General features: G+C 73.3%; 23 protein-coding genes. All 23 read left to right on the plus strand.

The features are described from left to right. A partial coding sequence (locus tag ACPOLA_RS01135) for a transposase (protein ID WP_435768514.1) occupies positions 1-506 on the plus strand: 506 nt, incomplete at its 5' end. A gap of 67 nt (positions 507-573) precedes the next feature. Beyond that, positions 574-1,947 carry a dihydrolipoyl dehydrogenase family protein gene (locus ACPOLA_RS01140; protein WP_435768515.1) on the plus strand — a complete coding sequence of 458 codons (1,374 nt, stop codon included), beginning with the start codon at positions 574-576 and terminating at the stop codon, positions 1,945-1,947. A 95-nt stretch (positions 1,948-2,042) separates the two neighbouring features. After that, the gene (locus ACPOLA_RS01145; protein WP_435768516.1) at positions 2,043-3,287 is read left to right on the plus strand and encodes a MinD/ParA family ATP-binding protein; all 1,245 of its coding nucleotides are present in this window, start codon (positions 2,043-2,045) and stop codon (positions 3,285-3,287) included. A gap of 75 nt (positions 3,288-3,362) precedes the next feature. Continuing rightward, entirely contained in the window at positions 3,363-3,533 is a 171-nt protein-coding gene (locus ACPOLA_RS01150; RefSeq protein ID WP_435768517.1) for a CsbD family protein, read from the plus strand. Positions 3,534-3,655: 122 nt separating this feature from the next. Then, positions 3,656-4,642: a TIGR03557 family F420-dependent LLM class oxidoreductase gene (locus ACPOLA_RS01155; RefSeq protein WP_435768518.1), complete on the plus strand. Its 987-nt coding sequence runs from the start codon at positions 3,656-3,658 to the stop codon at positions 4,640-4,642. 132 nt (positions 4,643-4,774) lie between these two features. Then, positions 4,775-5,338, plus strand: coding sequence for a bifunctional pyr operon transcriptional regulator/uracil phosphoribosyltransferase PyrR (pyrR, locus tag ACPOLA_RS01160; RefSeq protein WP_435768519.1), 564 nt, complete (start codon positions 4,775-4,777; stop codon positions 5,336-5,338). After that, positions 5,335-6,285 carry an aspartate carbamoyltransferase catalytic subunit gene (locus tag ACPOLA_RS01165; protein ID WP_435768520.1) on the plus strand — a complete coding sequence of 317 codons (951 nt, stop codon included), beginning with the start codon at positions 5,335-5,337 and terminating at the stop codon, positions 6,283-6,285. The genes pyrR and ACPOLA_RS01165 overlap by 4 nt, the downstream gene beginning before the upstream one ends. Further along, a complete protein-coding gene (locus ACPOLA_RS01170) occupies positions 6,282-7,583 on the plus strand; it encodes a dihydroorotase (protein WP_435768521.1) in 1,302 nt (433 codons plus the stop codon). Before ACPOLA_RS01165 ends, ACPOLA_RS01170 begins: the two co-directional genes overlap by 4 nt. Further along, complete coding sequence (gene carA, locus ACPOLA_RS01175) at positions 7,580-8,740, plus strand: glutamine-hydrolyzing carbamoyl-phosphate synthase small subunit (protein ID WP_435768522.1); 1,161 nt, start codon at positions 7,580-7,582, stop codon at positions 8,738-8,740. Before ACPOLA_RS01170 ends, carA begins: the two co-directional genes overlap by 4 nt. Then, on the plus strand, positions 8,740-12,030 hold the full coding sequence (carB, locus tag ACPOLA_RS01180) for a carbamoyl-phosphate synthase large subunit (protein WP_435768523.1): 3,291 nt from the start codon (positions 8,740-8,742) through the stop codon (positions 12,028-12,030). The genes carA and carB overlap by 1 nt, the downstream gene beginning before the upstream one ends. Beyond that, positions 12,027-13,094, plus strand: coding sequence for a quinone-dependent dihydroorotate dehydrogenase (locus ACPOLA_RS01185; RefSeq protein WP_435768524.1), 1,068 nt, complete (start codon positions 12,027-12,029; stop codon positions 13,092-13,094). The genes carB and ACPOLA_RS01185 overlap by 4 nt, the downstream gene beginning before the upstream one ends. Then, the gene (pyrF, locus tag ACPOLA_RS01190) at positions 13,091-13,933 is read left to right on the plus strand and encodes an orotidine-5'-phosphate decarboxylase (RefSeq protein WP_435768525.1); all 843 of its coding nucleotides are present in this window, start codon (positions 13,091-13,093) and stop codon (positions 13,931-13,933) included. Before ACPOLA_RS01185 ends, pyrF begins: the two co-directional genes overlap by 4 nt. After that, complete coding sequence (locus ACPOLA_RS01195) at positions 13,930-14,442, plus strand: hypothetical protein (RefSeq protein ID WP_435768526.1); 513 nt, start codon at positions 13,930-13,932, stop codon at positions 14,440-14,442. Before pyrF ends, ACPOLA_RS01195 begins: the two co-directional genes overlap by 4 nt. A 101-nt stretch (positions 14,443-14,543) precedes the next feature. Next, entirely contained in the window at positions 14,544-14,864 is a 321-nt protein-coding gene (gene mihF, locus ACPOLA_RS01200; RefSeq protein WP_435768527.1) for an integration host factor, actinobacterial type, read from the plus strand. Beyond that, positions 14,857-15,432: a guanylate kinase gene (gene gmk, locus ACPOLA_RS01205; RefSeq protein WP_435768528.1), complete on the plus strand. Its 576-nt coding sequence runs from the start codon at positions 14,857-14,859 to the stop codon at positions 15,430-15,432. The genes mihF and gmk overlap by 8 nt, the downstream gene beginning before the upstream one ends. Before the next feature lie 11 nt (positions 15,433-15,443). Next, on the plus strand, positions 15,444-15,779 hold the full coding sequence (gene rpoZ, locus ACPOLA_RS01210; protein WP_435768529.1) for a DNA-directed RNA polymerase subunit omega: 336 nt from the start codon (positions 15,444-15,446) through the stop codon (positions 15,777-15,779). 13 nt (positions 15,780-15,792) lie between these two features. After that, positions 15,793-17,031 (plus strand): bifunctional phosphopantothenoylcysteine decarboxylase/phosphopantothenate--cysteine ligase CoaBC, encoded by a 1,239-nt coding sequence (coaBC, locus tag ACPOLA_RS01215; RefSeq protein ID WP_435768530.1) that lies wholly within the window; start codon positions 15,793-15,795, stop codon positions 17,029-17,031. A gap of 85 nt (positions 17,032-17,116) precedes the next feature. Beyond that, on the plus strand, positions 17,117-18,307 hold the full coding sequence (gene metK / locus ACPOLA_RS01220; RefSeq protein ID WP_435768531.1) for a methionine adenosyltransferase: 1,191 nt from the start codon (positions 17,117-17,119) through the stop codon (positions 18,305-18,307). 127 nt (positions 18,308-18,434) lie between these two features. Further along, positions 18,435-21,245, plus strand: a complete 2,811-nt coding sequence (locus ACPOLA_RS01225; protein ID WP_435768532.1) for a M4 family metallopeptidase — start codon at positions 18,435-18,437, stop codon at positions 21,243-21,245. Positions 21,246-21,305: 60 nt separating this feature from the next. Then, the gene (locus ACPOLA_RS01230) at positions 21,306-23,342 is read left to right on the plus strand and encodes a primosomal protein N' (protein ID WP_435768533.1); all 2,037 of its coding nucleotides are present in this window, start codon (positions 21,306-21,308) and stop codon (positions 23,340-23,342) included. 18 nt (positions 23,343-23,360) lie between these two features. After that, a complete protein-coding gene (def, locus tag ACPOLA_RS01235; protein ID WP_435768534.1) occupies positions 23,361-23,906 on the plus strand; it encodes a peptide deformylase in 546 nt (181 codons plus the stop codon). Then, on the plus strand, positions 23,903-24,832 hold the full coding sequence (fmt, locus tag ACPOLA_RS01240; protein WP_435768535.1) for a methionyl-tRNA formyltransferase: 930 nt from the start codon (positions 23,903-23,905) through the stop codon (positions 24,830-24,832). The genes def and fmt overlap by 4 nt, the downstream gene beginning before the upstream one ends. A 7-nt stretch (positions 24,833-24,839) precedes the next feature. Then, positions 24,840-26,177, plus strand: coding sequence for an RsmB/NOP family class I SAM-dependent RNA methyltransferase (locus ACPOLA_RS01245; RefSeq protein ID WP_435768536.1), 1,338 nt, complete (start codon positions 24,840-24,842; stop codon positions 26,175-26,177).

Here is a 26,177-nt window from a genome sequence, read left to right on the forward strand (position 1 = left end):
TGCGCCTGAACGCGGCGTGGGACGTGGAGACCACCACGACCGTCGTCGCCCTGCGGTCCCTGGCGCGCCGTGCCCGCACGCTCGCTGACGAAGCAGCCGATCACGAGAAGGCCATCCTGGCCATCGTGCGCTCCTGGCGCCCCGACCTCCTCGCCCAATCCGGCGTCGGACCGATCGTGGCCGCGACCGTGCTGTGCGCCTGGTCCCACCCCGGCCGGATCCACTCCGAGGCCGCCTTCGCCATGCTCGCCGGCGTTGCGCCGATCCCGGCCAACAGCGGTCAGGTCACCACACGTCACCGGCTCAACCGCTACGGCGACAGGCAACTCAACCGAGCGCTGCACACGATCGTGCTCTCACGTATCCGCTACGACGACGCCACTCGCCGCTACATGGCGCGCCGCACCAGCGAGGGCAAGACCAGCCGCGAGATCAAACGCTGCCTCAAGCGTTACATCGCCCGCGACCTCTACCGCCTACTCGAATCAGGACCAATCAGGGATTGACGATCCATAGGAGCGTCCGCTCCGGCAGGTCTGGCCCGGCCGGCGCCGCTGTGCCAGGGTGACTGCCATGTCGGACGCCACTGACGTAGACGTCGTCGTGATCGGCCTCGGTCCCGGCGGGGAGCACCTCGCCGCATCGCTGGCCCGGGCCGGGCTCGACGTGGTGGGCGTCGACCGGCGCCTGGTCGGCGGCGAATGCCCCTACTACGGCTGCGTGCCGACCAAGATGATGATCCGCGCCGCCGGCGCGCTGGCCGAGGCGCGGCGGGTCGGCGAGCTCGGTGGCACCGCCGACGTCCGGCCGGACTGGGCGCCGGTCGCCGACCGGATCCGCGACGAGGCCACCGACGACTGGGACGACCGGGTCGCGGTCGAGCGGCTCGAGCGGGCCGGTGCGCGGTTCGTCCGCGGCCACGGGCGGCTGCTCGGTGCGGGCCGGGTCCTGGTCGACACCGACGACGGACCCGTCGACCTCGCTGCCCGGCGAGGCGTGGTGATCAACACGGGCACCGACCCGGCGGTCCCGCCGATCGAGGGGCTCCACGGCACGCCGTTCTGGACCAACCGCGACGCGGTGCGCGTGCGCGAGCTGCCGCGGCGGCTCGTCGTGCTGGGTGGTGGCGCGATCGGCTGCGAGATGGCGCAGGCGTTCGCCCGGTTCGGGGTGGCGGTCACCGTGGTCGAGGCAGGGGAGCGGATCCTCGGCCCCGAGGAGCCGGAGGCGAGCGACGTCGTCCGGGCCGCACTCGAGGCCGACGGGATCGAGGTGCGGGCGGGGGTCGCCGCCGAGAAGGTCGCTCACGACGGTGGCTTCCGGGTCGGTCTCGCCGACGGCGAGACGCTGGAGGCCGAGTCGCTGCTGGTCGCGACCGGGCGCCGCAGCAAGATCGACGAGCTCGGGCTCGAGACCGTGGGACTGGATCCGGACGGCCGGTTCGTGGACGTCGACGAGCGGATGCGTGCCGCTGAGGGCCTGTGGGCCGTCGGTGACATCACCGGGAAGGGCGCGTTCACCCACATGTCGATGTACCAGGCCGAGGTCGCGCTCCGCGACATCACCGGCCAGGACGGTCCCTGGGCCGACTACCGCGCGGTCTCGCGGGTCACCTTCACCGACCCGGAGGTCGGCGTCGTCGGCATGACCGAGCAGCAGGCGCGGGACGCCGGCCTCTCCGTCGGCACCGGAGTGGCCAGCGTGCCCGAGTCCAGCCGCGGCTGGATCCACAAGGCCGGCAACGAGGGACTGGTCAAGGTGGTCGCCGACCTCGAGCGCGGCGTACTGGTCGGGGCGACCACGGTCGGCCCCGCAGGCGGCGAGATGATCGGCATGCTCGTCACGGCCGTGCACGCCGAGGTGCCGCTGCCGACGCTCCGAGGGATGCACTTCGCCTATCCCACCTTCCACCGCGCGGTGGAGAGCGCTCTGCACGACCTGCCCTGACAGCGGCGGCGGTCCGGCTCCAGAGCGGTTCAGTCCGGCGGCGCCGACGGGTAGGTTGACTGCCAGCTTGCTGGATGCCTATCTCGGAGGTTCACGTGAGTCACCCCCCTGCCGACCCCTCCGGACCGCCGGACCGCCGCTACACGCCCGAGGAGCTCGAGGAGTTCGCGCGCCGGCAGCTCCACGCCGCTCGCAGCGGCGCACCGGTCGACCCGCTGAGCGACCCGATCCCCGCCGGCGGCCAGCACGCGGCCCCGGCCGGCCCGGTGGCGGAGCACACGGTCGTCCGCCGCCCGGCCCACCTCCCGCCGCCACCCGCGGCGCCGCCGACCGTGCCGCTGCCGGTGGGCCCGCCGCCGCCCGCGCCGCCCGCGCCGCCATCCCCACCGGCCGAGCCGCGCCGGTTCATGACCGCCACCGACTTCCTCGACCGCCGGGACGGCGAGCAGCAGCCCGGTCCGGCGACCTGGGGCTGGCGCGGGCGGGTGCGCCGATGGACGGGCGGCGTGGTCAAGCCGCGGATGGGTGCGAAGGAGCAGGCCTACGAGGCCGACCGCCGCCAGATCCAGAAGGACTTCGACGGTCCCCGCACGATCGCGTTCGTGAACCCGAAGGGCGGCGCCGCGAAGACGACCGGGGTGCTCGCCGCAGGCTTCACCTTCGGCACCGTCCGCGGCGGCGGGGTGGTGGCCTGGGACAACAACGAGACCCGCGGCACGCTCGGCATCCGCGGCGCCCGGAGCAGCCACCGCAACACCACGCGCGAGCTGCTCGAGGACCTCGGCCGGTTCAAGGACGTCTACCACTCGCGGATCGGCGACCTCGGCGCCTTCGTGCGCTCCCAGGGCGATGCGCACTTCGACGTGCTCGCCTCCGACGAGCGGCCGGACGTCACGGGCATGATCCACGCCGACGACTTCCAGGAGGTGCACGCGCTGCTGGAGCGGTTCTACCGGATCATCCTGGTCGACACCGGCAACAACATGCGTGCGGAGAACTGGCTGGCCGCCGCGGAGGCCGCCGACCTGCTCGTGGTGACCAGCACCGTGCGGGAGGACACCGGCTACAGCGGGCTGTGGATGCTCGACGCGCTGCAGGACGCCGGCTACGCCAACCTCAAGTACAAGACGATCACCGTCCTCTCCGATCCCAGCCCCAAGGTCGACGAGCGGCTCGCGGCCGACCTCGTCTCCGTCTACGAGCAGCGCACCCGCGGCGTCCACCGCGTGCCGTACGACGCCGCGCTGGTCTCCGGGTCGGTGGTGCCCTACGCCGAGCTCTCCGAGGCGACGCAGCGCTCCTGGCTGCGGGCCTGCGCCGGCATGGCCTCGGCCCTCTGACGGCCGTCACGACCCGGTTTGCCGCGCTGACGGCGGGTACCGCCTGGGCACACCGAGAGAAGGAGTGATCCCTCCATGGGTACTGACGACAAGATGAAGAACACCGCTCAGGAGAAGCTGGGCGAGGCCAAGGAGGCCTTCGGCAAGGCCAGCGACGACAAGGACCTCGAGGCCGAGGGCAAGAGCGACCAGACCAAGGGCGGGCTCAAGCAGGCCGGCGAGAAGGTGAAGGACGCCTTCAAGTGAGCCGCTCGGCCCGCTGAGGCCGACGCCGGCGAACGCCGGTCGCACCACCCGAAGGGGCCCGCTCGCGGGCCCCTTCGCCATCGGCCCGTAGGGGACCGGCCGGTCGGGGTACCGCAGCGGGCATGACCTCCTTCGGCTACACCCTGATGACGGAGCAGAGCGGTCCCCGCGAGCTGGTCGGCTACGCCGTCGACGCAGAGCGTGCGGGGTTCGACTTCGCCGTGTCCAGCGACCACTACTCACCGTGGCTCACCAGCCAGGGGCACGCGCCGTACGCGTGGACCGTGCTCGGTGCGGTCGCCCAGGCCACGAGCCGGCTGGGCCTGATGACCTACGTCACCTGCCCGACGATGCGCTACCACCCCGCAGTCGTCGCCCAGAAGGCCGCGACGCTGGCAGTGCTGTCCGAGGACCGGTTCGCCCTCGGGGTCGGCTCCGGGGAGAGCCTCAACGAGCACGTCGTCGGAGAGGGCTGGCCAGGGGTGGAGACCAGGCACGCGATGCTCGCGGAGGCGATCGAGGTCATCCGCCGGCTGCACACCGGCGAGCTCGTCGACCACGCGGGCGAGTTCTTCCAGGTCGACTCCGCCCGGATCTGGGACCTGCCGGACCGGCCCGTCGAGATCGGCGTCGCGGTGGCCGGGGGCCGGGCGACGGCCGCGCTCGCCCCGCTCGCCGACCACCTGATCGCCGTCGAGCCGAAGGCTGAGCTCGTCGAGGAGTGGAACGGCACGGAGGGGGCGCCCAAGGTCGGCACCGAGGCCCGTGCGGTCGGCCAGATCCCGATCTGCTGGGCGCCCTCCGCCGAGGAGGCGACCGAGCTGGCGCACGAGCAGTTCCGGTGGTTCGCCGGCGGGTGGTCGGTCAACGCCGACCTGCCGACGCCGGCCGGGTTCGCCGCGGCGACGCAGTTCGTCCGGCCCGACGACGTGGCCGGCTCCATCCCCTGCGGGCCCGACCTGGACCGGATCGTGGAGGCGGTGTCGGCCTACTGGAAGGCCGGCTTCACCGACATCGCGCTGGTGCAGGTGGGTGACCGGTTCCAGCAGCAGTTCCTCGACGAGGTCGCCGAGCCGCTGCTCGACCGGCTCCGGGCCGCGTCGGCCTGAGCCGGATCGTTCGGAGATATCCGTCTCGCGCCGCCGCGCCGGTTGGTCCACGCCGCCTGCGGACCGGTAGGGTCGTCGCGAGACATCCTTTAACGAGCCGTCCCGTGAGGCGGAGAAGGAGGGTCAGCAGCCTTGCCTGCCCAGCACGCCCCTGACGGCCGCGTCGTTCTCGACGCCGGCGACATCAACCGGGCCGTCACCCGCATCTCGCACGAGATCCTCGAGCGCAACAAGGGCGCCGAGGATCTTCTGCTGCTCGGCCTCCAGACGCGGGGCGTTCCCCTCGCCGAGCGGATCGCCGCCCACATCGCCAAGGTCGAGGGCACCACGGTCGAGACCGGGTCCCTCGACGTGACGATGTATCGCGACGACCTCCGGTCGCACCCAACCCGGAGCCCGCACCGGACGTCGGTGCCGGCGGGCGGGGTGGACGGCAAGACCGTGGTGCTCGTCGACGACGTGCTCTACTCCGGCCGGACGGTCCGCGCGGCCCTCGACGCACTCTCCGACCTCGGCCGGCCCGCCGCGGTGCGGCTCGCGGTGCTGGTCGACCGCGGCCACCGGGAGCTCCCGATCCGTGCCGACCACGTCGGCAAGAACCTGCCGACGGCGCGCAGCGAGCGGGTCAGTCTCCACCTGGTCGAGACCGACGGCGAGGACGAGGTCCGCATCGTCGCCGCTGGGGACGCCGCATGAGCCGCCACCTGCTGAGCATCGACGACCTCGACGTCGCCCGGATCGAGCAGATCTTCACGACCGCGGCGGAGATGCACGACGTGCAGCGGCGCGAGGTCAAGAAGCTCCCCGCCCTGCGCGGCCGCACCGTGATCAACCTCTTCTTCGAGGACTCCACCCGCACCCGCTCCAGCTTCGAGATCGCCGGCAAGTGGCTCTCGGCCGACGTGATCAACCTGTCCGCCAAGGGCAGCAGCGCCAGCAAGGGCGAGTCGCTGCGCGACACGGTGCTGACCGTGACCGCGATGGGCGTCGACGGCCTGGTCGTCCGGCACTCGGCGAGCGGTGCGGCCGAGCAGATCAGCCGCTGGGTCGACGTCCCGGTGATCAACGCCGGCGACGGGACCCACGAGCACCCCACCCAGGCGCTGCTCGACGCCTACACCCTCACCCGGCGGCTCGGCTCGCTCGACGGCCGCCACGTCGTCCTGGTGGGCGACCTCACCCACAGCCGGGTGTTCCGCAGCAACGTCAAGAGCCTGGTGAAGCTCGGTGCCGCGGTGACCGTGGTCGCGCCGCCGACCCTGATGCCGGCCGGCGTGGGGGAGTGGTCCAAGCAGGACGGCTTCGCGACGTCGTACGACCTCGACGAGGTGCTGCCCGACGCCGACGCGGTGATGATGCTGCGCGTCCAGCGCGAGCGGATGAGCGGCGGCTTCTTCCCCACCGCCCGCGAGTACACCGTCGGCTACGGGCTGACCCGTGACCGGCTGCGGCTGCTCGCGCCCGGCACGCCGATCCTCCACCCCGGACCGATGAACCGCGGCCTGGAGATCTCCGCCGACGCCGCCGACGCCATCGACTCGGTCGTGCTCGACCAGGTCTCCGCCGGCGTCGCCGTGCGGATGTCCGTGCTCTACCACCTGCTCGCCGGAGAGCAGGAGCAGGCCGAAGGAGGCCCCGCATGAGTGTCCTGATCAAGGGCGCCTCGCTGCTCGGCGAGCAGACCGCCGACGTGTACGTCGCCGACGGGGTGGTGCGCGAGATCGGCTCGGTCACCACCGCGGCGGACCGGGTCGTCGACGCCGACGGGCTGGTGCTGCTGCCCGGCCTGGTCGACCTGCACACCCACCTCCGCGAGCCCGGGCGGGAGGACGCCGAGACGGTGCTGACCGGCTCGCGCGCCGCAGCCGTCGGCGGCTTCACCGCCGTCCTCGCGATGGCCAACACCAACCCGGTCACCGACACCGCCGAGGCCGCGGAGCGGGTGCTCGACCTGGGCCGCCAGGCGGCACTGGTCGACGTGCAGCCGGTGGGTGCGGTGACCAAGGGCCTCGCGGGCGAGGAGCTGGCCGAGCTCGGCCTGATGGCTCGGAGCCGGGCGAAGGTGCGGGTCTTCTCCGACGACGGCCGCTGCGTCGCCGACGCCCGCGTGATGCGGCGCGCCCTGGAGTACGTCAAGGCGTTCGGCGGCGTCGTCAGCCAGCACAGCCAGGATCCCGCGCTCGCAGGTCCCACCGCGTGCTGCCACGAGGGCGAGCTCTCCGGACGGCTCGGGCTGCCCGGCTGGCCCGGTGTCGCCGAGGAGGTCGTCGTCGCCCGCGACGTGATGCTGGCCCGCCACACCGGCAGCCGGGTCCACGTCGCCCACGTCTCGACCGCGGGCTCGGTGGAGGTGATCCGCTGGGCGAAGGCGCAGGGGATCGACGTCACCGCCGAGGTCACGCCGCACCACCTGCTGCTGACCACCGACCTGCTGGCCGGCTACGACCCGACCTACAAGGTGAACCCGCCGCTGCGGCCGGCCGAGGACGTCGACGCGCTGCGCACGGCGCTCGCTGACGGGACCATCGACGCCGTCGCGACCGACCACGCGCCGCACGCCCGTCACGACAAGGAGCACGCGTTCGTCGACGCCGCCTTCGGCATGCTCGGGCTCGAGACCGCGCTCCCGGTGGTGTCCACCGTGCTGGTGCAGAGCGGCCAGCTGGACTGGGCCGACGTGGCCCGGGTGATGAGCGAGCAGCCCGCCCGGATCGCCGGCCTGGCCTCGGCGCACGGCCGCCCGATCGCGGTCGGCGAGCCGGCCAACCTCACTCTCGTCGACCCGGAGGCGACCGTGGTCGTCGACCGCGCGGCCAGCGTCTCGCTGAGCCGCAACAACCCCTGGCACGACCGCAAGCTGACCGGACTCGTCGTCGCCACGCTGCTGCGCGGCACTCTCACGTTCCACGACGGGACCGTGCTGGAAGGAGACCGCGCATGACCACACCCGCACTGCTCGTCCTCGAGGACGGCCGGACCTTCCGCGGGGAGGCGTTCGGGGCCGAGGGCGAGACCTTCGGCGAGGCGGTCTTCAACACCGGGATGACCGGCTACCAGGAGACGCTGACCGACCCGTCGTACCACCGCCAGGTCGTGGTGATGACCGCGCCGCACGTCGGCAACACCGGTGTCAACGACGAGGACCCGGAGTCCCGGAGGATCTGGGTCGCCGGGTACGTCGTGCGCGACCCGGCCCGGGTGCCGAGCAACTGGCGCTCCGCGCGCAGCCTCGACGACGAGCTCCGTGAGCAGGGCGTGGTCGGCATCAGCGGCATCGACACCCGCGCGCTGACCCGCCACCTGCGGGAGCGGGGCGCGATGCGGGTCGGCATCTCGACGACCGAGACCGACCCGGACGCGCTCCTGGAGCGGGTCCGTGCGTCGGGGGAGATGGCGGGATCCGAGCTCGCCAGCGAGGTGTCCACCGACGAGCGCTACGTCGTGCCCGCCCAGGGCGAGCGGCGGTTCACCGTGGCCGCGCTCGACCTCGGCATCAAGACGATGACGCCGCAGCGGATGGCCGAGCGAGGCATCGAGGTGCACGTGCTGCCGGCGACGGCCACCCTCGACGACGTCCTCGCCGTCGAGCCGGACGGGCTGTTCTACTCCAACGGGCCCGGCGACCCGGCCGCCACCAAGGAGCAGATCGGGCTCCTCCAGGGAGCGCTGGAGCAGGGCGTGCCCTACTTCGGGATCTGCTTCGGCAACCAGCTGTTCGGCCGGGCGCTCGGGTTCGACACCTACAAGCTGAAGTACGGCCACCGGGGCATCAACCAGCCGGTGATGGACCGCACGACCGGCAAGGTCGAGGTCACCGCCCACAACCACGGCTTCGCGGTGGACGCGCCCCTGGACCGGCCCACCGAGACGCCCTACGGAGTGGCGAGCGTCAGCCACGTCTGCCTCAACGACGACGTCGTGGAGGGCCTGGAGCTGCGCTCGCCCGAGGGTGACCTCCTCAGCTTCTCCGTCCAGTACCACCCGGAGGCCGCCGCGGGCCCGCACGACGCGGCGTACCTCTTCGACCGCTTCTGCGAGCTGATGAGGTCCCGCGACGGTCGCCGCACGAACCCGACCACCTCGGCGGAGGAGAACTGATGCCCAAGCGCGAAGACATCGAGTCGGTCCTGGTGATCGGCTCCGGGCCGATCATCATCGGGCAGGCCGCCGAGTTCGACTACTCCGGCACCCAAGCCTGCCGCGTGCTCAAGGAGGAGGGGCTGCGGGTCATCCTGGTCAACTCCAACCCGGCCACGATCATGACCGACCCCGAGTTCGCCGACGCGACCTACGTCGAGCCGATCACGCCGGAGTACGTCGAGAAGGTGATCGCCAAGGAGCGGCCGGACGCGCTGCTGGCGACCCTCGGCGGCCAGACCGCGCTGAACACGGCGATCTCCCTGCACGAGAACGGCGTCCTGGAGAAGTACGACGTCGAGATCATCGGCGCCAGCATCGACGCGATCCACCGCGGTGAGAACCGCGAGATGTTCAACGCGATCGTCGAGAAGGTCGGGGGAGAGGTCTCCCGCAGCGTCATCTGCCACTCCATGGACGACTGCTTCGGCGCCGTGGAGCAGCTCGGCTACCCGATCGTGGTGCGGCCCTCGTTCACCATGGGCGGCACCGGCTCGGGCATCGCCTACGACGAGGACGACCTGCGCCGCATCGCCGGCGCCGGCCTCGCCGCCAGCCCCACCACCGAGGTGCTCCTCGAGGAGTCGATCCTCGGCTGGAAGGAGTACGAGCTGGAGGTGATGCGCGACAAGGCGGACAACGTCGTCATCGTCTGCTCGATCGAGAACTTCGACCCGATGGGCGTCCACACCGGCGACTCCATCACCGTGGCGCCCGCGATGACGCTGACCGACCGGGAGTACCAGCGGCTCCGCGACCTGGCGATCGGCATCATCCGGGAGGTCGGCGTCGACACCGGCGGCTGCAACATCCAGTACGCCGTCAACCCCGCCGACGGTCGGGTGATCGTGATCGAGATGAACCCGCGGGTGTCGCGGTCCTCGGCGCTGGCCTCGAAGGCCACCGGCTTCCCGATCGCGAAGATCGCGGCGAAGGTCGCCATCGGCTACACGCTCGACGAGATCCCCAACGACATCACCGAGGAGACCCCGGCGAGCTTCGAGCCGACCCTCGACTACGTCGTGGTGAAGGTGCCGCGGTTCGCGTTCGAGAAGTTCCCGACCGCCGACCCGCTGCTCACCACGCACATGAAGTCCGTCGGCGAGGCGATGGCGATCGGCCGCAACTTCACCGAGGCGCTGCAGAAGGCGATGCGCTCGCAGGAGTCGAAGGCGGCGCCCTTCACCTGGGCCGGTGAGCCCGGCGCGCTCGACGACCTGCTCGAGGCGTCCCGCACGCCGCACGACGGCCGCCTCCAGAAGGTGGTGCAGGCGATCCGCGCCGGCGCCACGCAGGAGCAGGTCCACGAGGCGACCAGCATCGATCCCTGGTTCGTCGACCAGCTCTTCCTCCTCGACGAGGTGGCCCAGAAGCTCGGGGCCGCGGAGGCGCTCGACGAGACGGCGCTGCGGCTGGCCAAGCGCCACGGGTTCTCCGACGCCCAGATCGCCGGGATCCGCGGCATCACCGAGGCCGAGGTCCGCAGCATCCGCCACGTGCTGGGCGTGCGACCGGTCTACAAGACCGTCGACACCTGCGCGGCGGAGTTCGCCGCGCGGACGCCGTACCACTACTCCTCCTACGAGGAGGAGACCGAGGTGCAGCCGCGCGCCGAGGGCAAGAAGGCGGTGATCATCCTCGGCTCGGGTCCCAACCGGATCGGGCAGGGCATCGAGTTCGACTACTCGTGCGTGCACGCGTCGCTGGCCCTGAGCGAGGCCGGCTACGAGACGGTCATGGTCAACTGCAACCCGGAGACCGTCTCCACCGACTACGACACCTCCGACCGGCTCTACTTCGAGCCGCTGACCCTCGAGGACGTGCTCGAGGTGTACGCCGCCGAGGTGGCCGCCGGCCCGGTCGCCGGCGTGATCTGCCAGCTGGGCGGGCAGACGCCGCTGGGACTGGCCCAGGGCCTCGAGGACGCCGGCGTGCCGATCGTCGGCACCAGCCCGGCGGCCATCGACCTGGCCGAGGAGCGTGGCGCCTTCGGCCGCGTGCTCGGTGAGGCCGGCCTGACGGCGCCGAAGCACGGCACGGCCGTCTCCTACGACGAGGCGCTTGCGATCGCCCACGAGATCGGCTACCCGGTGCTGGTGCGGCCGTCCTACGTGCTCGGCGGGCGCGGCATGCAGATCGTCTACAGCGACGAGTCGCTGCGCGGCTACATCGAGGCCGCCACCGAGATCAGCCCGGACCGCCCGGTGCTGGTCGACCGGTTCATCGACGACGCGGTCGAGATCGACGTCGACGCCCTGTACGACGGCGAGGAGCTCTTCCTCGGCGGCGTCATGGAGCACATCGAGGAGGCCGGCATCCACTCCGGCGACTCGTCCTGCGCGCTGCCGCCGATCACCCTCGGCGCCTCCGAGATCACCCGGATCCGGGAGGCGACCGAGGCGATCGCCCGTGGCGTCGGCGTGCGCGGCCTGATCAACATCCAGTTCGCGCTCGGCTCCGACGTGCTCTACGTGCTCGAGGCCAACCCGCGCGCCAGCCGCACCGCGCCCTTCGTCTCCAAGGCCACCGGCACCCCGCTGGCGAAGGCGGCGGCCCGGATCATGCTCGGGGAGTCGGTCGCGGACCTCCGCGCCGCCGGCCTGCTGCCGGCCGAGGGGGACGGCGGCACGCTGCCGGCCGACGCCCCGATCGCGGTCAAGGAGGCGGTGCTGCCGTTCAACCGGTTCCGCACCAGGGATGGACAGTTCGTCGACACCGTCCTCGGGCCCGAGATGAAGTCGACCGGCGAGGTGATGGGATTCGACGCCCACTTCGGCACCGCCTTCGCCAAGTCGCAGGCCGCCGCCTACGGGCCGCTGCCGACGTCGGGCAAGGTCTTCATCTCGATCGCCAATCGCGACAAGCGCACGATGGTCTTCCCGGCGCGGGTGCTGGTCGACTACGGCTTCGAGATCCTGGCGACCCAGGGCACCGCCGAGGTGCTGCGGCGCAACGGCATCGAGGCCACGGTGGTGCGCAAGCACTTCGAGGGCCCCGGGCCCCACGGTGAGAAGACGACCGTGCAGATGATCCTGGACGGCGAGATCGACCTGATCGTCAACACCCCCCACGGCGCCACCGGCGGCGGTGACTCCCGGGTCGACGGCTACGAGATCCGCTCCGCGGCGGTGCTCACCGGCACGCCCTGCATCACCACCGTGCAAGGGCTCGCCGCCGCGGTGCAGGGCATCGCGGCGCAGCGGGCGGGCGAGATCGGCGTGCGGTCGCTGCAGGAGTGGGCGGCCAGGTGAGGGGACCCCGCGTCTACGACCGGGTCTTCGACCACGTCCTGACCCGGGTGGACCCCGAGCGCGCCCATCACCTGACCTACGACGGGCTGCGGGTCGCGGGCGGGCTGCTCGGACGGACGCCCATCCCCGGACCGCCCGTCCGGGCGATGGGGCTGACCTTCCCCAACCGCCTGGGGCTCGCCGCCGGGTTCGACAAGACCGCCCACGTCTTCGACCGGATGGGCGCCTTCGGGTTCGGGCACGTCGAGATCGGCACGGTGACCGCCCGCGCGCAGCCGGGCAATCCGCGGCCCCGGCTGTTCCGGCTCCCCGCCGACCGGGCGATCGTGAACCGGATGGGGTTCAACAACGACGGCGCCGCGGCGGTGGCCGAGCGGCTCCGCCGGCGCCGGTCACGGGGAGGTGCGGAGCGCTCGGCCGGCGCGGTGGTGCTCGGCGTCAACATCGGCAAGTCGAAGGTGGTGCCCGACGACGACCAGCGCGCGGTGCAGGCGGACTACGAGACGTCCACCCGCCTGCTCGCCCCGCATGCCGACTACCTCGTCGTCAACGTGAGCTCCCCGAACACGCCGGGCCTGCGCAACCTCCAGGCGGTCGAGAAGCTGGCGCCCCTCCTGCGCCACGTACGTCGCGCCGCCGACGTCGCCACCGACCGAGCCGGCCGGGACCCGGTGCCGCTGCTGGTCAAGATCGCTCCCGACCTCTCCGACGACGACGTGCTGGCCGTCGCCGACATGGCGCTCGACCTGGGCCTGGCGGGGATTCTCGCGACCAACACGACGATCGGCCGCGAGGGGCTCCGTACCCCCGACGCCGAGGTCGCCGCGGTCGGCGCGGGCGGGCTGTCGGGTGCCCCGCTGCGCGAGCGGGCCGTCGAGGTCGTCGGCCTGCTCCGCAGCCGGGTCGGCGACCGGCTCACGCTGATCGGTGTCGGCGGGATCAGCACTCCTGAGGACGCCCGCGCGCGGATCGCGGCGGGCGCCGACCTCGTCCAGGCCTACACCGGTCTGGTGTACGGCGGCCCGCTGTGGCCGCGCCGCATCGTGAAGGGAATGGCGCCATGACCGAGCGGTCCTTCGGCTCCCGGTTCTGCGCGGCGGTCGCCGAGCGCGGCCAGCTCTGTGTCGGCATCGACCCGCACGCCGCGCTCCTCCGCGACTGGGGGTACGACGACGACGTGGCGGGCCTGGAGCGGTTCGCCCTCGGCGCGGTGGAGGCCGTGGCGCCGTACTGCAGCGTGGTGAAGCCGCAGTCGGCCTTCTACGAGCGGTTCGGCAGCCGCGGCGTCGCCGTGCTGGAGCGGGTGATCGACGAGTCCCGGGCCGCCGGCGCCCTGGTGCTGCTCGACGTGAAGCGGGGCGACATCGGCTCCACGTCGCAGGCCTACGCCGAGGCATACCTGGACCCGTCGTCACCGCTCGCGGCGGACGCCATCACCGTCAGCCCCTACCTGGGCTTCGGCTCGCTGCTGCCGTTCGTGGACGTGGCGCGGCGCCACCACGCCGGGCTCTTCGTGCTGGCCGCGACCTCGAACAAGGAGGGGCCGGAGGTGCAGGAGGCGGTGACCGGCGCCGACTTCGGTGGCCGGACCGTCGCCGCCGCGATGCTCGACCACCTCCGCGAGCTCAACGCCGGAGCCACGCCCCTGGGGTCGTTCGGGCCCGTCGTCGGGGCGACCATCGACGGCAGCGGTCTCGACCTCGAGCTCAACGGTCCGATCCTCGCGCCCGGCTACGGCGAGCAGGGCGGCACGACCGGCGACCTGCTCCGCATCTTCGGCACCAGCGCCCGCCACGTCCTGGCGAGCTCGTCGCGCGGGGTGCTACGGCTGGGCCCGGACCCGTCCGCGATGCGCGACTCCGTGCGCCGTGCCAACGACGAGCTCCGCGAGGCGCTGGGGTGAGCCGCCGGTGGCCCGAGCGGAGGACGCTCGTGGCGGCACTGCTCGTCGCCGTGCTGGTGGGCGCCGCGGTGGTGCTCCTGCTGCCGAGCGACGACGAGTCCGCACTGCCCGACTCCGACGTCCAGGTGGCGGAGGGCTTCGAGGACTACTGCGCCGAGGTGGTCGACCGCCGCGACGAGATCGGCGAGGCGGTCGCCGCGGGCCCCACGACGGGGCTGATCCGCGCGCTGCCCAGCTTCCGGGCGCTCGCGGAGAAGGCACCCGACGACATCCGCGACGAGTGGGCGGTCGTGATCTCCCGCGTCGAGGAGCTGGCCGAGGCGTTCGAGAAGGCCGGTGCCGACCCCGCGACGTACGACCGGGAGGACCCGCCCGACGACGTGTCGCCGGAGGACCGGCAGGCGATCGAGGCGGCCGCGGTCCGGCTCGGTTCCCGAGAGACCAGCGAGGCCCTGGCCGGTGTCGACCAGCAGGCCCGCGACGTCTGCAAGACGCCACTCTCGCTGTAGCGCCACCGCCCGGCTCCGGCCCGCATTGCCGCCTCCGAGCCGGAATGGCTAGATTGACCGGCGGCCCCCGCACCCGTTCTGACGACAGAAGGACCCCACTCGTGGCCCTGCCCCCACTGACCCCCGAACAGCGCCAGGCCGCCCTGGAGAAGGCGGCGGCGGCTCGTCGTGAGCGGGCCGAGGTCAAGAACCGGCTGAAGAACTCGGGAGCCTCGATCAGCGAGATCCTCCAGCAGGGCCAGGTCAACGAGGTCGTGGGGAAGATGAAGGTCATCGACCTGCTGCAGGCCGTCCCCGGCCTCGGCAAGGTGCGCGCGCGGCAGACGATGGAGCGGCTCGGGATCGCCGAGTCCCGGCGCGTGCGCGGGCTCGGCGCGAAGCAGATCGCCGCGCTGGAGCGCGAGTTCGCCTCCAGTGACTGAGGGCAACCGCCGGCTGGTGGTGCTGGCGGGTCCGACCGCCGTCGGCAAGGGGACGGTGGCCGCCGAGATGCGCGCGCGGCATCCCGAGGTGTGGATGTCGGTGTCCGCGACCACGCGCTCGCCCCGCCCCGGCGAGGTCGACGGTGTGCACTACCACTTCGTCGACGACGCGGCGTTCGACCGGATGGTCGCCGACGGCGAGCTGCTGGAGTGGGCGGTGGTGCACGGCGTGCACCGCTACGGCACGCCCCGCGGACCGGTGGAGGAGGCTCTCGCGGCGGGACGACCGGCGCTGCTGGAGATCGATCTCCAGGGGGCCCGGCAGGTGCGCGAGACGATGCCCGAGGCGTTGTTCGTCTTCCTCAAGCCGCCGTCGTGGGAGGAGCTGGTACGGCGCCTGGTCGGCCGCGGCACCGAGTCCGAGGCCGAGCGCGAGCGCCGCCTGGAGACGGCGCGCCGGGAGCTGGCCGCGGAGCCGGAGTTCGACGTCACGATCGTCAACCGTGAAGTTCACGCTGCGGTCGAGGAGTTGGTAGCCTTGATGGTTGATCCATCCCACCAACCGTGAGGCTGCCCCACGTGTCTGCCCCCAACATCGCCGCCGAGGGTGTCACCAACCCCCCGATCGACGACCTGCTGTCAAAGACCGACAGCAAGTACAAGCTCGTCCTCTACAGCGCCAAGCGCGCCCGGCAGATCAACGCCTACTACTCGCAGCTCGGTGAGGGCCTCCTGGAGTACGTCGGCCCGCTCGTGGACACCCACGTGCAGGAGAAGCCGCTCTCGATCGCGCTCCGCGAGATCAACGACGACCTGCTGACCTGCGAGGACATCGACCCGGCGGAGCTCGCCGCCGAGCAGGCGGCCGTTGCTGCCGCGCCGGCCGCCGAGACCCCGGCCGCCGACGCCGAGTGAGCTGACCCGTCCGGTGTCGACCCCGCGCGTGGTCCTCGGGGTCTCCGGCGGCATCGCGGCCTACAAGGCGTGCGAGCTGCTGCGGAGGTTCAAGGAGTCCGGTCACGGCGCCGACTTCGACGTGACCGTCGTGCCGACGGCGTCCGCCCTGGAGTTCGTCGGTGCGCCGACCTGGGCGGCGCTGTCGGGGAGGCCCGTCTCCAGCGAGGTCTGGACCGACGTGCACGCCGTCCCGCACGTGCACATCGGCCAGACCGCCGACCTCGTCGTCGTCGCCCCGGCCACGGCCGACCTGATGGCCAAGGCGGCCCACGGGCTCGCCGACGACCTGCTCACCAACACCCTGCTCACCGCGCGCTGCCCGGTGGTGATGGCTCCGGCCATGCACACCGAGATGTGGGAGCACCCGGCGACGGTGGCCAACGTCGCGACGCTCCGGTCCCGCGGCGTCGTCGTGATCGAGCCCGCCGAGGGCCGGCTCACCGGCGCCGACACCGGCAAGGGACGGCTCCCGGACCCCGAGGAGATCTTCGAGATCGCCCGCGACGTCCTGGCTCGCTCGGCCTCCGGCTCCGGACGCGCCGTGGCGGACCTGACCGGCCGTCACGTCGTGGTCTCGGCCGGCGGCACCCGGGAGCGGCTGGACCCGGTGCGGTTCCTCGGCAACCGGTCCTCCGGGCGCCAGGGCTACGCGCTGGCCCGGGCGGCGGCCGCGCGCGGCGCCGAGGTGACGCTGGTCGCGGCCAACGTGCAGCTGCCCGACCCGGCCGGCGCCAAGGTGGTTCGGGTGGAGACCACGGCGGAGCTGCGCGACGCGGTGCTCTCCGCGGCGGCCGCTGCCGACGCGGTGGTGATGGCTGCCGCCCCGGCCGACTTCCGGCCCGCCTCGGAGTCGGGGGTCAAGATCAAGAAGGCCGACGACGGCTCCGCGCCGACCATCGCGCTGCAGCAGAATCCCGACATCCTCAAGGAGCTGGCGGCCAACCGTCCCCGCCCCGACACCGTGGTCGTCGGCTTCGCGGCCGAGACCGGCGACGAGACCGGCTCCGTCCTCGACCTGGCCCGCGCCAAGCTCGCCCGCAAGGGGTGCGACCTGCTCGTCGTCAACGACGTCAGCGGTGGGGCGGTGTTCGGGAGCCGGGACAACGAGGCCGTCATCCTCGGCTCCGACGGTTCGGCCGTCGACGTGCCGCGCGGCTCCAAGGGCGCGCTCGCACACCTCATCTGGGACCAGGTGGTCTCCCGGATGTGAAGTCCGGTGAGACAGGTCAGCATGACCTGTCGCGCGCCGTATCGTTGGACCGCCAAACGCCCGAGAACCAGGAGTCCCCCATACCATGACCGGACGTCTCTTCACGTCGGAGTCGGTGACCGAGGGTCACCCCGACAAGATCGCCGACCAGATCAGCGACAGCATCATCGATGCGATCTTCGACCAGGACCCCGACAGCCGGGTGGCCTGCGAGACCTTCGTGACGACCGGCCTCGTCGTCGTCGGTGGTGAGATCACCACCAAGGCCCAGATCGACTTCCAGCAGGTGGTCCGTGACCGCATCCGCGAGATCGGCTACGACCACTCCGACAAGGGCTTCGACGCCACCACCTGCGCGGTGATGGTCACCCTCGACAAGCAGTCGCCCGACATCGCCCAGGGCGTCGACACCGCCGAGGAGGTCCGCGTGGCGGGCTCGGGCGACGACATCGACAAGCAGGGCGCCGGCGACCAGGGCCTGATGTTCGGCTTCGCCTGCGACGAGACGCCCGAGCTCATGCCGCTGCCGATCACCATCGCGCACCGCCTGGCCGAGCGGCTGACCGAGGTCCGCAAGAACGGCCCGCTGGAGTACCTCCGCGCCGACGGCAAGACCCAGGTCACCATCGAGTACGACGAGGACGGGACGCCGGTCCGCGTCGCCGCGATCGTCGTCTCGTCGCAGCACGAGGACGGCATCGACCTCGACGCCAAGCTGGCGCCCGAGATCAAGAAGCACGTGATCGACGAGGTCCTCGCCCAGTACGACATCGACTCCTCCGACTACGAGGTGCACATCAACCCGACCGGCAAGTTCGTGATCGGCGGCCCGATGGGCGACGCCGGCCTCACCGGTCGCAAGATCATCGTCGACACCTACGGCGGCTACGCCCGCCACGGCGGCGGCGCCTTCTCCGGCAAGGACCCGTCGAAGGTCGACCGCTCCGCCGCCTACGCGATGCGGTGGGTCGCCAAGAACATCGTCGCGGCCGGGCTCGCCAAGAAGGCCGAGGTCCAGGTGGCCTACGCGATCGGCGTCGCGAAGCCGGTCGGCTTCTACGTCGACACCTACGGCACCGAGACGGTCCCGGTGGAGAAGATCCGCGAGGCCGTGCTCGAGGTCTTCGACCTCCGCCCGGCGGCGATCGTGCGCGACCTCGACCTGAAGCGGCCGATCTACGCGCAGACGGCGGCCTACGGACACTTCGGTCGCGACGGCCTCCCGTGGGAGAGCACCGACAAGGCCGAGGCGCTGAAGGCGGCCGCCGGCGCCTGAGCCGGCTGACTGACCTGCCACGACGGGCCCTTTCCGACCACGCGGTCGAAAAGGGCCCGTCGTGTCTTTACCTGTGGGATCCTTCGGCGTCGCCCCGGGGAGGGGGCCGCAGTGAGGGAGCAGGAACGTGTCGCTGTCGCGTGGGCTGGGTGCCCTGGTCGTAGGTGTGCTCGTGGTCGGCGGACTGACGACCGCGACCCCGGAGGTGGCGCTCGCCGAGCCGCAGACAGACCCGGTCGAGGAGTACCGCGACGACGCCGGCGTCCCGCTGACGGTGCACCGCGACGGCGCCGGCCGCGTGGACTTCGTCGGCTCCCGCGCCGAGGGTGCCTTCCCCGTCGGTCGCTCGGCGCGACCCGGACGTGCCGCCCGAGCGCAGTGGGACCGCGTGGCACCGGTCTTCGAGGCCGAGCGCACCGATGTGCGCCCCGGCCCCAGCCGGCCCTCGGTCGACGGCGGCGCCGTGGTGCGGCTCGACCAGTACGTCGACGACGTACCGGTCCTCGGGGGCGAGGTGGTGCTCGGACTGGACGCGCGCGGCGCCCTCAGCTCCGCCACGGCGGACCTCTCGACGGCCTCCGCCGCCGACCCGGCGACGTACGACGTCGCGAAGGCGCGCCGCAACGCGGAGGCCGTCGTCGGCAAGGTCCATCCGGCGGCGGGGCCCCTGGCCGTGACCGACGAGGGCACCTGGCTCTACGACCCGTCGCTGCTGCCCGGGCCGGCCGTCGGCACGCGGACCGTCTACCGCTTCGAGGTGGGCGACGGCCTGTCCGTGCGCGAGCTGGTGCTGGTGGACGCCGCCACCGGCCGGGTCCTGCTGCACTTCAACCAGGTGGCGGCCATCGACCGCCGGGTCTGCGACGACGGGAACCGCTATCACTCCACTGCCTGCACTGCCGCGTCCGGGCGGGTTGCCCGGGTGGAGGGAGGCGCGCCCTCTGGACGGGCGGACGTCGACGCGGCCTACGACCTGGTGGGAGCGACGTCCGAGTTCTACGGGGCGCTCGGCGTCGACCTGACCGAGCTGCTCGGACAGGGCGACACCGCCGGGGCCGCCAAGGTGCTGCGCGCCTCGGTGCGGGTGTGCGACCACCCCGACAGCGACTTCCCGTGCCCGATGGACAACGCCTTCTGGTTCGGCGACGGGGTCTACTTCGGCGATGGCTGGGCCGGCGCCGACGACGTGACGGCCCACGAGCTGACCCACGGCGTCATCGAGAGGACGTCGAACCTCTTCTACTTCCACGAGTCCGGCGCGATCAACGAGTCGCTCGCCGACGTGATGGGCGAGATCCTCGACCATCGCCACGCGTCGGCCGACGACAGCCCGTCCGACTGGCGCCTCGGGGAGGACCTGCCGGTGGGCACGCTGCGCAGCATGTCCGACCCGGCTGCCTGGCCGTACCGGCAGCCGGACCGGGTGACCAGCCCGCTGTGGGACGCGGACGAGTCGCCCGCCAGCCTCTACAGCGACAACGGCGGCGTCCACACCAACAGCGGTGTCGGCAACAAGACCGCCCACCTGATCTCCCAGGGCGGCTCGTTCAACGGCCGCACCGTGACCGGGATCGACGCCGGGGACCCGAGCCTCACGAAGACGGCGGTGCTGCACCTGTACGCGATCCAGCACCTCTCCTCCGGCAGCCAGTACGCCGACCTCGGGCGGGTCCTCGTGCAGGGCTGTCAGGCGCTGGTCGCGGCCGACCGGGCCGGCTTCACCGCGGCGGACTGCACGGAGGTGCAGCGCGCCACCGAGGCGACCGAGCTCTCCATGCCGCCCGCGGTGGCCGGTGCCGAGCGTCCCGACGAGGTGCCGGCGGCATGTCCGGACGGCAGCCTCAAGCGGACGCTCGCCCGGCCCGCCGCCGACGAGTTCAAGCTGGGCTCGCTGTGGTCCGGAGCGCCGAACCTGCAGCTGGGCGTACCGGCCAATGCCCGGGACGCCGACGGGTCGCTGTACGCGCTGAACCCGGACCCGTTCAACTGGGGCGACCCGCCGTCGAGCAACCTCGTCATGGAGAACGGCGTGACGGTGCCCACGGGTCAGCGGACTTACCTCCACTTCAGCCACTGGCACCTCTTCGAGTGGGCACCGGGCTCGCCGGCGCACTACTTCGACGGCGGCCTCGCACGCATCCAGGTCGCCGACGGCTCCGGCTACGCGTACGCCGCCCACGATCCCGAGGCCTGGCAGAACGGGCCCTCGGACAAGCTGCTCCTCGGCAACCGGACGGCGACGGTCACCGGCTACGGCGGCGACAGCAACGGCTGGCGCTCGGCACGGGTCGACCTGTCGCGGCTGGCCGGCAACAAGGTCCGCGCCGTCTGGACGGTGGCGGGCGACAGCGACGGAGCGTTGCTCGGCTGGTTCGTCGACCAGGTCGAGGTCTACACCTGCGACCCGGCCGAGGGCGCCCCGGCGTCGCCGACCGTCACCGGCACGCCGCGGGTGGGACGGCCGCTCGCGGTCCAGCCGGGGGAGTGGGCCGACGAGGACCTGGGCTACCAGTGGTACCGGAACGGCGCGCCGATCGCCGGTGCCACCTCGGCCAGCTACACGCCGGTCGCCGCGGACCTCGGCAAGCGGCTCGGCGCGGCCGTGACCGGACGGCGGGCCGGGACGACGGAGACGCTCGTCGCGGCCGCGCGGGGCACGGTCGCCCGCGGGCTGCTCTCGTCGGCACGTCCCTCGGCGACGGGCACGCCGCGGGTGGGGAAGCGGCTCGCCGCCGCCCGCGGCTCGTGGTCGCCCAGCGGAGTCACCTTCCGGTACCGCTGGCTGCGCGACGGACGCAGCATCCGCGGCGCCACCGGACGCTCCTACCGGATCACCCGGTCCGACCGCGGTCACCGCCTGCAGGTGAAGGTCGTCGGCTCGAAGCCCGGCTACGCGACCGTGGTCCGGTCCTCGTCCCGGACCGCCCGGGTCCGCTGACCGCGCAGCGGGCCCGTAGGGCAGCGAGCCGCGTCGGGCCCCGCTGGTAGAACTGCGCCCATGACCCCGTCGGACGAGCCTGCGCTGGAGCTGCCGGGCCTCGTCCGCGACCGGGTGGCCGAGGGGCGCGCGAAGGCCGCGGCCACGCGCGCCCGCAAGGCGGCCGAGGCCGAGGTGGCGGCGGTGGACCCGGTCGCCCGGGTGGTGCTGGACCTGCCGCTGGCCCACCTCGACCGGGTCTTCGACTACGCCGTCCCGGCGGCGATGGCCGACGGTGCGGTGCCCGGGGCGCGGGTGAAGGTCCGGTTCGCCGGCCAGGACGTCGACGGGTTCGTGGTGAAGCGCACGTCGGCGACCGAGCACGAGGGGCGGCTGGTCCCGCTGCGGAGGCTGGTCAGCCCGGAGCCGGTGCTCAGCCCGGCGGTGGCCGCGCTGTGCCGCCTGGTGGCCGAGCGCTACGCGGGCGTCTCCGCCGACGTCCGGCGGCTCGCCGTGCCACCGCGGCACGCCGCCACCGAGCGCGAGGAGTCCCCGCCGGAGCCGCCGCTGCCACCGGTGCCCGGCAGCGACGAGGCGTGGACTGCCTACCCGGCGGCTGCCGCGTTCCTGGCCCACCTCCGCCGCGGAGAGGCGCCCCGAGCCGTGTGGGGTGCCGGCCCGGGAGAGGACTGGCCGCGACTCCTCGCCCAGCTCGCAGGTGCGGCCCTGGCCGCGGGACGCGGCACCATCCTGTGCCTGCCCGACCACCGCGACGTCGCCCGCGTCGACGCCGCGCTGCTCGACCTGCTGGGCGAGGGCCACCACGTCGCGCTGACCGCCGAGCCAGGGCCGGCGGCGCGCTACCGCGACTTCCTCGCCGTCAGTCGCGGCACTCGGCGGGTGGTGGTCGGCACGCGGTCCGCCGCGTTCGCACCCGTCCGGGACCTCGGTCTGGTGGTGGTCTGGGACGACGGCGACGACCTCCACGCCGAGCCGCGGGCGCCGTACCCCCACACCCGCGAGGTGCTCCTGCTGAGGGCGGAGGCAGAGGGCACGGCGGCCGTGGTGGGCGGCTTCGCCCGCTCCGTCGAGGCCGACCACTTGCTGCGGTCCGGCTGGGCGCGGGAGCTCGCCCTTCCGCGCGAGGAGCTGCGCCGCCGGGCGCGGGTGGCGGTCACCGGTGCCACCGAGCACGAGCTGCAGCGCGACCCGCACGCCGCCACGGCCCGCGTCCCGCGGGAGGCGTACGACGCGCTCCGCCGGGGCCTCGAGCACGGCCCCGTGCTCGTGCAGACGCCGCGGGCGGGCTACGCGCTCCGGCTGGCGTGCGAGCGCTGCCGCACGCCCGCCCGCTGCCGCGCCTGCACCGGACCGCTGCAGCTGAGCGCGCCGACCGCGCCACCGCGCTGCCGGTGGTGCGCCACCGAGGCGCCCGGCTGGACCTGCCCCGAGTGCGGCTCGGCCGGTCTCCGCGCCCCCGTCCTCGGCGACGCCCGCACCGCCGACGAGCTCGGCCGGGCGTTCCCGAGCACGCCCGTCGTGACCTCGTCCGGTGACCGGATCCGCGCCTCGGTGGGCGCCGAGCCGCGGATCGTGGTGGCCACGCCCGGGGCCGAGCCGGTCGCCGACGGCGGCTACGCGGTCGTCGTACTGCTCGACACGTGGTGGGCGCTGATGCGCGACAGCATGCGTGCCGCGGAGGAGGCGCTGCGCCGCTGGTGCAACGCGGTGGGCCTGGTGGCCCCGGGCGGCCGGGCCGTCGCGGTGGGGGATCCGGGCGCCCCGGCGCTGCAGGCACTGGTGCGCTGGGACCCCGGGGGCTTCGCGGCGCGGGAGGCCGACGACCGCCGCGAGGCGCGCCTGCCGCCTGCCGCCCGGGTGGCGACGCTGTCCGGCCCGCCCGGGGCGCTCGATGACCTCCGCGCCCTGCTGGACGTCCCGCAGCCGGCGGAGGTGCTCGGTCCGATCACGCTCTCCGACGACGAGGAGCGCCTCGTCGTGCGGGTGCCGCGCACCCAGGGCGTCGCGCTGGCACGCGCGCTGGCCGAGGCCCAGCGCCTCCGCTCGGCCCGCAAGCTGGAGCCGGTCCGGGTGCAGGTCGATCCGCCGGAATTGTGACCTCACTAGACTTCCCAGGTGGCCATCCGACCCATCCGACTCTTCGGCGACCCGATCCTGCGCAAGGCGGCGATCGAGGTCGTCGACTTCGACACCGAGCTGCGCCAGCTGGTCGCCGACCTGACCGACACCATGCTCGAGGCCCCCGGCGCCGGCCTCGCCGCACCGCAGATCGGCGTCGGCCTGCGGGTCTTCACCTGGAACGTCGACGGGGAGGTCGGCCACCTGGTGAACCCGCGGCTGAGCCTGTCGGACGAGGTCCAGGACGGTCCCGAGGGCTGCCTCTCGCTGCCCGAGCTCACCTACGACTGCCGGAGGGCGCTCTCCGTGGTCGCCCACGGCTTCAACATGTACGGCGACCCGGTGACCGTTGAGGGGTCGGAGCTGCTGGCCCGGGCGATCCAGCACGAGACCGACCACCTGGACGGCATCCTCTTCATCGACCGGCTCGACGACGCCGCGCGCAAGGCGGCGATGCGGGAGATCCGGGAGTCGGACTGGTTCGGGCTGGAGAAGCCGACGATCAAGGTGTCGCCGCACGCGACCGGGGGGTTCGGCCGGTGAGGGTCGTCTTCGCGGGCACGCCGGAGGCCGCCCTGCCGGCGCTCGACGCGATCGCCGACTCCGGGCACGAGCTGGTCGGTGTGGTGACCCGACCGGACGCGCCGTCGGGTCGCGGACGGCGGCTCACGCCCAGCCCGGTTGCGGCGAGGGCCGAGGAGCTGGGCGTCCCGGTGCTCAAGCCGAGGCACCCGAGGGAGCCGGAGTTCCAGGCCGCGCTGCGCGAGCTGGCGCCGGACTGCTGCCCGGTCGTCGCCTACGGAGCGCTGATCCCGCGGAGCGCGCTCGACATCCCCCGGCACGGCTGGGTCAACCTGCACTTCTCGGTGCTGCCGGCCTGGCGCGGCGCCGCTCCCGTGCAGCACGCCGTCTGGGCCGGCGACGAGGTCACTGGCGCCACCACCTTCCGGATCGTCGAGGCGCTGGACGCCGGACCCACCTTCGGCGTGATGACCGAGCGGGTGCGGCCGACCGACACCGCCGGCGACCTGCTCGCACGCCTCGCCGAGGGGGGCGCCGGCCTACTCGTCGCCACGCTCGACGGGATCGACGACGGGTCGCTCGAGGCGCGCGACCAGCCCGCCGAGGGCGTCAGCCTGGCGCCGAAGATCACCGTGGAGGACGCCCGGGTCGACTGGACGGAGCCGGCGGTGGCCGTCGACCGGCGGATCCGCGCCTGCACCCCCGCCCCGGGGGCCTGGACGACCCTCGACGGCGAGCGGGTCAAGCTCGGACCGGTCGAGCCGGTGCCCGAGGCGCCAGCGGGCCTGCGGCCCGGTGCGGTCGTGGCGGGGAAGAACCAGGTGCTGGTCGGCACGGCCACGGCGCCGGTGCGGCTCGGCAGGGTCAAGGCGTTCGGCAAGAAGGAGATGGCGGCGGCCGACTGGGCGCGCGGCGTCCGGCTGCCCGACACCGCGAGCTTCGAGTGACCGCCGCGTGAGCAGGCGACCCGACGCCGCCCGGCTGGCCGCCTTCGAGGTGCTCAAGGCCGTCCGGGTCGAGGGCGCCTACACCAACCTCGTCCTGCCGGCCGTGCTCGCGCGGCACGGTCTCAGCGGTCGCGACGCCGCGTTCGTCACCGAGCTCGCCTCGGGCACGATCCGCCGGCAGGGCACCTACGACGCCATCCTCGCCGCCTGCAGCGCGCGACCGTTGGCGAAGGTGCAGGCGAAGGTGCTCGACGTCCTGCGCCTGGGCGCACACCAGCTGCTCGCGATGCGTGTGCCGAGCCACGCGGCCATCGACACCGCGGTGCAGATCGTCCGCTCCGAGGTCGGTCCCGGGGCCTCCGGCTTCGCGAACGCGGTCCTGCGCAAGGTCGCGTCCCGGTCGCTCGAGGAGTGGCTGGGCGAGGTCGCGCCCGATGACCTGGCGGTGGCGCACAGCCATCCGGCGTGGGTCGTCACCGAGCTGCGGCGCGCCCTCCTGTCCGCAGAGGACGAGCTGCCCGCGCTGCTCGCCGCCGACAACGTGCCCCCGAGGGTGACGCTGGTGGCCCGTCCCGGGAGGGCGACCCGCGACGAGCTGCCGGGGCAGCCGACGCCGTACTCGCCCTTCGGGGTGGTGCTCAAGGGCGGCGACCCGGGAGCGGTCCCCGCCGTGGCCGAGGGCCGGGCGGGAGTGCAGGACGAGGGGTCGCAGCTGGTCGCGCTCGCCGCCGCCACCGCCGACGTCGAAGGCCGTGACGAACGGTGGCTGGACCTCTGTGCCGGACCCGGTGGCAAGGCGTCGCTGCTGGCCGCCCTCGCCGCGGAGCGAGGGGCCGGGCTGGTCGGCACCGAGATCCACCACCATCGTGCCCGGCTCGTCGCCCGCGCCGCCGGCGGAGCCGGGTCGGCCGGGCTGCTGGGGGTGCTGAACGCCGACGGCAGGCGGGCGCCCTTCGCCGACGGCAGCATCGACCGGGTCCTGCTCGACGCGCCCTGCACCGGGCTCGGCGCGCTCCGGCGCCGACCGGAGGCCCGCTGGCGACGCAGCGAGGCCGACCTCGCGGACCTCGTGGTCCTCCAGCGGGCGCTCGCGGACGAGGCCGTGCGACTGCTGCGGCCCGGGGGAGTGCTGCTGTACGCGACGTGCTCACCGGTCCTCGCCGAGACCGCCGAGGTCGTCGACGCGGTGCTGGCCGCCCACGCCGACCTGGCCGTCGACGACGTGCGGCCGCTGCTGCCGGGGGTCGCCGGCGCCGACGGCCCCCTGCCCGGCACCGCCCAGCTGTGGCCGCACCGGCACGGCACCGACGCGATGTTCCTCGCGCTGCTGCGCAGGACCGGCTGA

Source organism: Nocardioides proteolyticus (genome assembly GCF_051280635.3).
GTDB lineage: Bacteria > Actinomycetota > Actinomycetes > Propionibacteriales > Nocardioidaceae > Nocardioides.